The sequence below is a fragment of the Streptomyces sp. SID5785 genome (genome assembly GCF_009870065.1).
Classification (GTDB): domain Bacteria; phylum Actinomycetota; class Actinomycetes; order Streptomycetales; family Streptomycetaceae; genus Streptomyces.
This window is the reverse complement of the sequence record NZ_WWIA01000364.1, coordinates 1-6,631: the sequence shown is the minus strand read 5'-3', so window position 1 is coordinate 6,631 and position 6,631 is coordinate 1. Positions and strand designations below refer to the sequence as shown.

General features: G+C 75.5%; 6 protein-coding genes. 4 read left to right on the top strand and 2 right to left on the bottom strand.

Features of this window, described 5'->3' with window-relative positions; all coding sequences use genetic code 11:
- Positions 1 to 1,748: ABC transporter ATP-binding protein (locus tag GTW43_RS11760; protein ID WP_161301598.1), on the bottom strand; the 1,748-nt coding region annotated here is incomplete at its 3' end.
- A gap of 62 nt (positions 1,749 to 1,810) precedes the next feature.
- Positions 1,811 to 3,589 carry an ABC transporter ATP-binding protein gene (locus GTW43_RS11755; protein ID WP_161301597.1) on the bottom strand — a complete coding sequence of 593 codons (1,779 nt, stop codon included), beginning with the start codon at positions 3,587 to 3,589 and terminating at the stop codon, positions 1,811 to 1,813.
- 164 nt (positions 3,590 to 3,753) lie between these two features.
- On the opposite strand from GTW43_RS11755, the gene GTW43_RS11750 reads away from it, so the two are divergent.
- The 4 genes from GTW43_RS11750 to GTW43_RS11735 form a co-directional block, all read left to right on the top strand.
- Positions 3,754 to 4,785, top strand: a complete 1,032-nt coding sequence (locus GTW43_RS11750) for an ABC transporter substrate-binding protein (RefSeq protein WP_161301596.1) — start codon at positions 3,754 to 3,756, stop codon at positions 4,783 to 4,785.
- Positions 4,778 to 5,890: an ABC transporter ATP-binding protein gene (locus tag GTW43_RS11745; protein ID WP_161301595.1), complete on the top strand. Its 1,113-nt coding sequence runs from the start codon at positions 4,778 to 4,780 to the stop codon at positions 5,888 to 5,890. The genes GTW43_RS11750 and GTW43_RS11745 overlap by 8 nt, the downstream gene beginning before the upstream one ends.
- Complete coding sequence (locus GTW43_RS37485; protein ID WP_202501342.1) at positions 5,887 to 6,033, top strand: hypothetical protein; 147 nt, start codon at positions 5,887 to 5,889, stop codon at positions 6,031 to 6,033. Before GTW43_RS11745 ends, GTW43_RS37485 begins: the two co-directional genes overlap by 4 nt.
- 101 nt (positions 6,034 to 6,134) lie before the next feature.
- The coding region (locus tag GTW43_RS11735) for a TetR/AcrR family transcriptional regulator (RefSeq protein ID WP_161300517.1) at positions 6,135 to 6,631 on the top strand (497 nt) is incomplete at its 3' end.

The following is a 6,631-nucleotide window of genomic DNA, read 5'->3' as shown; positions in this document are numbered from 1 at the left end:
AAGCGCGCGTACTCGCCCTCCCCGGCGACGAGTTCGGCGTGCGTCCCGGTCTCCGCGACGCGGCCTGCCACCAGGACCACGACGCGGTCGGCGTGCACGGCCTGGGTGAGGCGGTGGGCGACGAGGACGGCGGTGCGCCCCTCCAGGACACGGTCGGCGGCCCGTTCCAGGGCGCGGGCCCCGGCGCTGCCCGCGTCGGCCGTCGCCTCGTCGAGCACGGCGACCGGCGGGTCCGCCAGGGCGAGCCGGGCCAGGGCCAGTTCCTGGGCGCGCGCCGCGGTGAGCCGGTGACCGCCGTGGCCGACGACGGTGTCGAGGCCGTCGGGCAGCGCCTCGGCCCAGCCGAGGGCGCCGGCCCGCCGCAGCGCGTCGCGCAGATCGTCGTCGGTGGCGTCCGGCCGGGCCAGCCGCAGCCCGTCGGCGAGCGTCCCCGCGAACACGTGGGTCTCCTGGGAGACGAGGACGCACCGGTCGCGCACGCCCTGCGGGCCGAGCGCGCGCGTGTCCGCCGTTCCCAGCCGGACCGTCCCGGTGTCGGGCATCAGGCGTCCGGAGATCAGCTTCGCCAGGGTGGTCTTGCCGGAGCCGGACGGCCCGACGATCGCGACGCGTTCGCCCGGCGCGATGGTGAGATCGACGGCATGGAGCACCGGGTGCCCGGGGCGGTAGCCGTGCACGAGGCCCTCGACCCGTACGGCGACGGCGCCCGGCGCGCGGCGGGGCGCGGGCAGTGCGGACGCGGGACGCTCCTCGCCCGTGCGGTGCTCGTCGCCGACCAGGGTCACGCCGATCATCCGGGAGAGCGCCGCACCGGCGGTCTGTGCCTGGTCGAAGGCGGCCAGCACCGTGTTGAACTGGTCGAAGAGCCGGTGGAAGTAGAGCGCTGCCGCGGAGGCGGCGCCGACCGTCGCGGCATCGTCGCCGACCAGCCAGAAGCCGGTGGCGAGGACCGCGGACATGCCGAGCAGCTCGCCCCCGTTGAGCTTGCCGTAGAAGCGGCGCTGCAGGCCGAAGAGGCGGACGGCGAGGCGGCGCGCGTCCTCGGACCGGGCCCGCACGGCTTCCTGGTGGCCCTTCTCCAGCCCGAGTGCCCGCACGGTCGACGCTCCGCTGACCGAGTCGAGCAGTTGCTGGGCGCGGCGCCCCTCCGCGGCCCGTTCCTCACGGGCGAGGGGGACCACGACGCGCGCGTACCAGCGGACCGCGAGCGCCTGAAGCGGGCCGGCCGTCGCCGCGGCGACGGCGAAGCGCCAGTCGAGCAGGGCGAGAGCGGCAAGGGTGAGCACGATGGTGAGGGCGGCCTCCAGGAGTGGCGGAAGCACCTCGCTCGCCGCCTCGTTGACCACGTCCACGTCGCCGGTCGCCCGTGCGACGAGGTCGCCGGTGCCGGACTCCTCCACCTGCTGGGCGGGTGCGTTCAGGGCCCGGTCGACGACCAGGGCGCGCAGGGCCGCGAGCGTGGACTGCGCGGCCTGGGCGAGCAGGACGGCGCCCCCGCCGTTGAACAGCGCCTGGCCCGTGGCCGCGGCGGCGACCCCGGCGCAGATCCAGGTGAGGGTGGAGGCGGAACCGCCGGTGAGGACGAGGTCGACGATGCGGCCCACGAGCCAGGGCACCGTCAGGCCGACGACCGCGGCGGTGAGCAGCAGGCCCGCGGCGGTCAGGGCGCGGGTGCGGTGCGGCCGGGCGGCGCGGGCCAGCGCGAGCCGGGTCTGGCGGGCCGTGGCGAGCGGCAGGGTGGTCGTCATCGCGTCGGTCTTCCTCCGGGTGCCTTCGTCCGTCCGTGCGGGGTGCGTCGGGGCCGGAGCGGTCATGCGAGCACCGCCTCGCGGTACCCGCTGTGGCGGGTGAGGAGATCGGCGTGGCGGCCGTCCCCCTCGACGCCGTCGGGTCCGATGACGACGACGCGTGTGACGGTGGAGAGCAGGACCGGGCTGCTCGTGACGATCAGGGTGGTGCGCTCGCGGCGCAGTTCCGCGAGGCGTGCCGCGATGCGGGACTCGGTGACGGAGTCGACGGCCGTGGTGGGCTCGTGCAGGACGAGGACGGGCGGGTCGGCGGCGAGTGCGCGGGCCAGCGCGACGCGTTGGCGCTGACCGCCCGACAGGAGGCCGCCGCTCTCGCCGACGGGGGAGTCGGTGCCGTCCGGCAGGGACTCGGCGATCTCGTCGACCGCGGCGCACGTGAGGGCGAGGGCGACGGCGTCGTCGTCCCGGGCGGCCGCCGCGACGTTCTCGGCGAGGGTGCCGCCGAACAGGACGCCGTCGTGCTCGGCGACGAGCACCGAGGCGCGCACGGCGGCCGGTTCGAGGTCGGTGAGCGCGGTGCCGTCCAGCAGGACCCGGCCCGCCGGCGGATCGGCGCGGCGGCCGAGGAAGTCCAGGAGGTCGGCGACCGCGCTCTCGTCGGTGAGGACGACGCCGACGAGTTCGCCGGGGTCCACGCTCAGGTCGAGCGGCTCCAGGTCGCCCAGGCGCAGGCCCTGGAGGTCGAGGCCCGCGGCCCGGCGGTCGGCCGTGGCGTCGGTCGTGCTGCCGGTCGTGCTGTCGGCCGTGGTGTCGCTCGGGGGAGCGGCGGCCGGGGGAGCTCCGGCGGTGACGACGGGGGGAGCGTCGAGCACGTCCGCGAGGCGTCCGGCGGAGGCGCGGGCGCGGGCGGCCGAGGCGGTGACATGGGTGATGACGTTGAACGGCCCGATCAGGAACTGGGTCAGCGTCACCGAGGTGACGAACTGGCCGACGGTGAGGGTGCCGTCGAGCGCCATGCGTCCCGCGACGATCCCGACGACGGCGACGAAGGCCCCGGTCAGTGCGAGGACGGTGGCGGCCCGGACGGCGTCGAGCCGGGCGGCCCGGATCGCGGCGTCGCGGGAGGCGTCGCTGGTGTCCCGGTAGCGTCCTGCGGCGACGCGCTCGGCGCCGATGCCGCGCAGGACGCGCAGCCCGGCCATCAGGTCGGCGGCGGTGCCGGCCGCCCGCGCGGCGGCGGCCTGCTCGGTGCCGCTGCGGCGGATCAGCGGCGCGGCCACCACCCGGCTGACGAGGACGACGGGCACGAGGCCCGCGAGGACCAGCAGCCCGAGGGTGACGGAGGTGCGGAAGAGGATGACCGCGGCGACGGCGACGGCGCCGACGGCGCCCGCGCCGAACCACACGGCGGCGTTCATCATGCTCACCCGGGCCGCGTCCGAGGTGGCGGTGGACAGCAGCTCACCGGACCGGCTCGCCGCGGCGGGCAGTCCACGCGGTGCGAGCACGCGCGCCGTGACGGCGAGCCGCAGGTCGTGCTCGGCGCCCTCGGCCGCGCCCTTGGCGAGCTTGCCGCCCAGGCGCATCGAACTGGACAGGACCAGGAAGAGGACGCACAGGCCCACCAGCGACCACAGCAGGGCCCGCGCGCTGCCGGGCTCGACGGCCCGGTCGACGACGATGCCGATGGCGAGCGGGACGGCGGCCTCCGCCGCCTGGTGGACGACGCACAGCAGGCACGCGACCGCGAGCGTTCTCCAGCGTGCGGTGAGCGCGCTTCTGACGAGGGCTCGGGCACGGTCGTCCCGTGCCCGAGCCGGTGCCGTCGGTGTGGTCCGCATCCGTGTTGCCCCCTCCGGTGCCCCCGCACCTCTTGATTGGTTAGCCTAACCTTACTTAAATGGGGTGGCTGTTCAACCACCGGGTACGCACCCCGTCAGGGGCACCCCGGCCGCCGCGCCCGTACTCCGTCATGCCCTCATTCCTGCCCGAGAGGCCCTTCCCTGTGACCAGATCCAGCCGCCTCGACGACGCCGCCGCAGTCGCGGGCCGCCGTGCCTTCCTCTTCGCGACCGCCGGTGCGGCCCTGGCGCTGACCGGCTGCTCGTCCGGCTCGGACGACGCCGAGGCGAAGCCCGCCGGGGCCACGGCGTCGGACGGCTTCCCCGTCACGGTGCAGGGCAAGGAGGGCGCGGCGCGCGTGACCGCGCCGCCCCGGCGCGTCGCCGCCTGCGGGTACCTCCGGGACACCGACATCGCCCTCGCCCTCGGCGCGCCGCTCGTCCTCGCCGCGAAGAACAACGTCTTCCCCGACGGACTGGCCCCCTGGCAGAAGCCCGCCTCCGACCCCGTGCTCATCGACACGACCGCCGGTATGCCCATGGAGAAGGTCGCGGCGGCCAGGCCCGACCTGATCCTCGCCAGTGACGACTACCAACTCCACGACGACTACGCCAAGCTGAGCCGTATCGCCCCGACCCTCAGCTACCGCAAGGGCGTCGGCCAGGACGGCTGGGAGGACATGGCCCGCCGGGCCGGAGACGCCCTGGGCGCACGGTCCGAGGCGGACGCGTTGGTGTCCCGGGTCCGGCGGAAGATCGCGTCCGTGCGCAAGGCCCACCCCGAACTCGACGGCAGGACCTTCACCTTCGGGCCCGTCGTCGGCGGCGAGGTGTTCACGATCAAGAGCCCCGACGACGCGAGCGCCGTGTTCTTCGGGCAGTTGGGGATGAAGCTCTCCCCGAAGGTCGTGCGGCTGCCCGACTCGGCGACGCCCGGCCGCGCCGCCGTCGCCAAGGAGCGGCTCGACCTGCTCGACGCCGACGTCCTCATCCTCACGTTCGACACGGACCAGGCCCGCAAGGAGTTCGAGGCGCGGCCCCTGTTCAAGAAGCTCGGCGCCGTCCGGCGCGGCGCCTACATCGGACTCGACATGCCCACCGCCATCGCCGTCGGCTTCCCGTCCGTGCTCAGCCTCCCCTACGGTCTCGACGCGGTCGTGCCGCGCCTGGCGAAGGCGGCCCGCCGGCATGCCTGACCCCCGCTCGGGACCCGGTGGCGCCGCGCAGGACCTGGCCCGGTTGCAGGCCCCGGTCACCGGACGCGTCACGGCCGCCGCCGCACTCCAGGCGCTCGCCGCAGCCCTCTCGGTCGCTCCCATGGTCGCCGTCGTCGAGATCGGCCGCCGCCTCCTCGACGGCCGGGAGGACCACCTGTGGGCCATCGCGTGGACCGCGGTCGCGCTGCTCGCCGCCCGGCTCCTGCTCTACCTGCTCGCAGGGACGCTCAGCCACCTCGCGGACGCCGAACTCGCCCTGGACCTGCGGCGCCGGCTCGCGGACCGGCTGGCCGTGCTGCCCCTCGGCTGGTTCGCGGGCGGTGTCTCGGCCCGCGTCAAGACCACCGTCCAGGACGATGTCGGCGCCCTCCACCACGCCGTCGCGCACGCCCGCGGCGACCTCGCCGCCGCGGTCGCGGGCCCCGCCGTGATCGCCGGCTACCTGCTGACCGCCGACTGGCGGCTCGCGCTGCTGACCTTCGCCGTCGTCGCGGGCGCCCAGGGGATCCGGCTGCGACTGGCCGCCCGCTCCGCCGAACCGGTCCAGCGCATCGCCGCCGCCGGGCGCGAACTGTCCGCCGCCTCGCTCGAGATGGTCCGCGGCATCACCGTCGCGAAGGCGTTCGGCGGCGGCGCGGCCCCGCGCCGGTTCCGTACCGCCGCCACCGCGTACGCGGACGTCACCGAGGAGGCGCAGCGCGGCTTCGTCCGGCAACGCAGCCTGACCCGGGCGACGGTGGCGCCGACCACCGTCCTGCTGCTCGTCACCGCGTCCGGGACCGGCCTGGTCGCGCTCGGCCTGACCCGGCCCGTCGACCTCGTCGCGTTCACGCTCCTCGGACTCGGCCTGTTCGAGCAGCTCACCCCGCTCTACGCCGCCCGCGACCTGCGCCGCACCGCCCGTGACGCCGCCCACCGGATAGCGGACCTGCTGCGCGAACCCGCCCAGCGGGAACCGGCCGACCCCGTCGCGCTGCCCGCCCGCCCACCGCCCTGGCCCGCTACGACCGCGTCCTGCGCCCCTTCGTCGACGCCGTCCAGGCCGAGGCCAACCCCCGCATCCTGCGCGTCGGCCTACCCATGAGCCGGCACGCCATCAGTGCCTTCCAGAACGCCACGGCACTGGCCTGCTTCCTCCGCATCCCCGACCTGGTCGCCCGCCTGTCGAAGGAGGACCGCGGTGGCGCGTGGACCCTGCCCGCGTACGCGGACGCGCGGGCCGCGTGAACGGTCCGGGTGCGGCGCCCGATGCCGTGAAGCCGACGGAGCTGCTCCGCTCAAAACTGTAGTGAGTAGTGTTTCGAAGTGAGTGGTGTTACGGTCGCAGTATGGCGAAAACCGGAACAGTCGCGCCCGGACGGCGCGAGCGCAAGAAGGCGGCGACCCGCAAGGCGCTCGCCGACGCGGCCCTGGAGCTCTTCCTGGAGCACGGCTACGACAAGGTGACCGTCGCGCAGATCGCCGAGGCGGCGGACACGGCCACCACGACCCTGTTCGCCCACTTCCCCGCGGGCAAGGAGGCGTTGATCCTCGACGACAGCGGGGAGCGTGAGGCGGCGCTGACCGAGGCGGTACGCGACCGGCCCGACGGCGCCTCGGCGCTGGACGCCCTCCACTCCTTCTTCGCGGCGCGGGCCCCCTTCGCCGACGACCGCGACCTGCCCGAGCGCTACCGTCGCGCGTCGAAGCTCGTGATGGACACCCCGGCACTGTGGGCCTACGCGCGCCGGGTGTGGGTGGCGTGCCAGGAGCCGCTCGCCCGTCTGCTCGCCGAGGCCGACGGCCGGGCCGAGCCTGACGAGTCGTTCCGTCTCCTGGCCCGGTA

Bases quoted from the DNA above. Each gene is read 5' to 3' on its own strand.
- GTW43_RS11755 (WP_161301597.1), bottom strand. From the start codon at position 3,589: ATGCGGACCACACCGACGGCACCGGCTCGGGCACGGGACGACCGTGCC.
- GTW43_RS11745 (WP_161301595.1), top strand. From the start codon at position 4,778: ATGCCTGACCCCCGCTCGGGACCCGGTGGCGCCGCGCAGGACCTGGCC.
- GTW43_RS37485 (WP_202501342.1), top strand. From the start codon at position 5,887: ATGAGCCGGCACGCCATCAGTGCCTTCCAGAACGCCACGGCACTGGCC.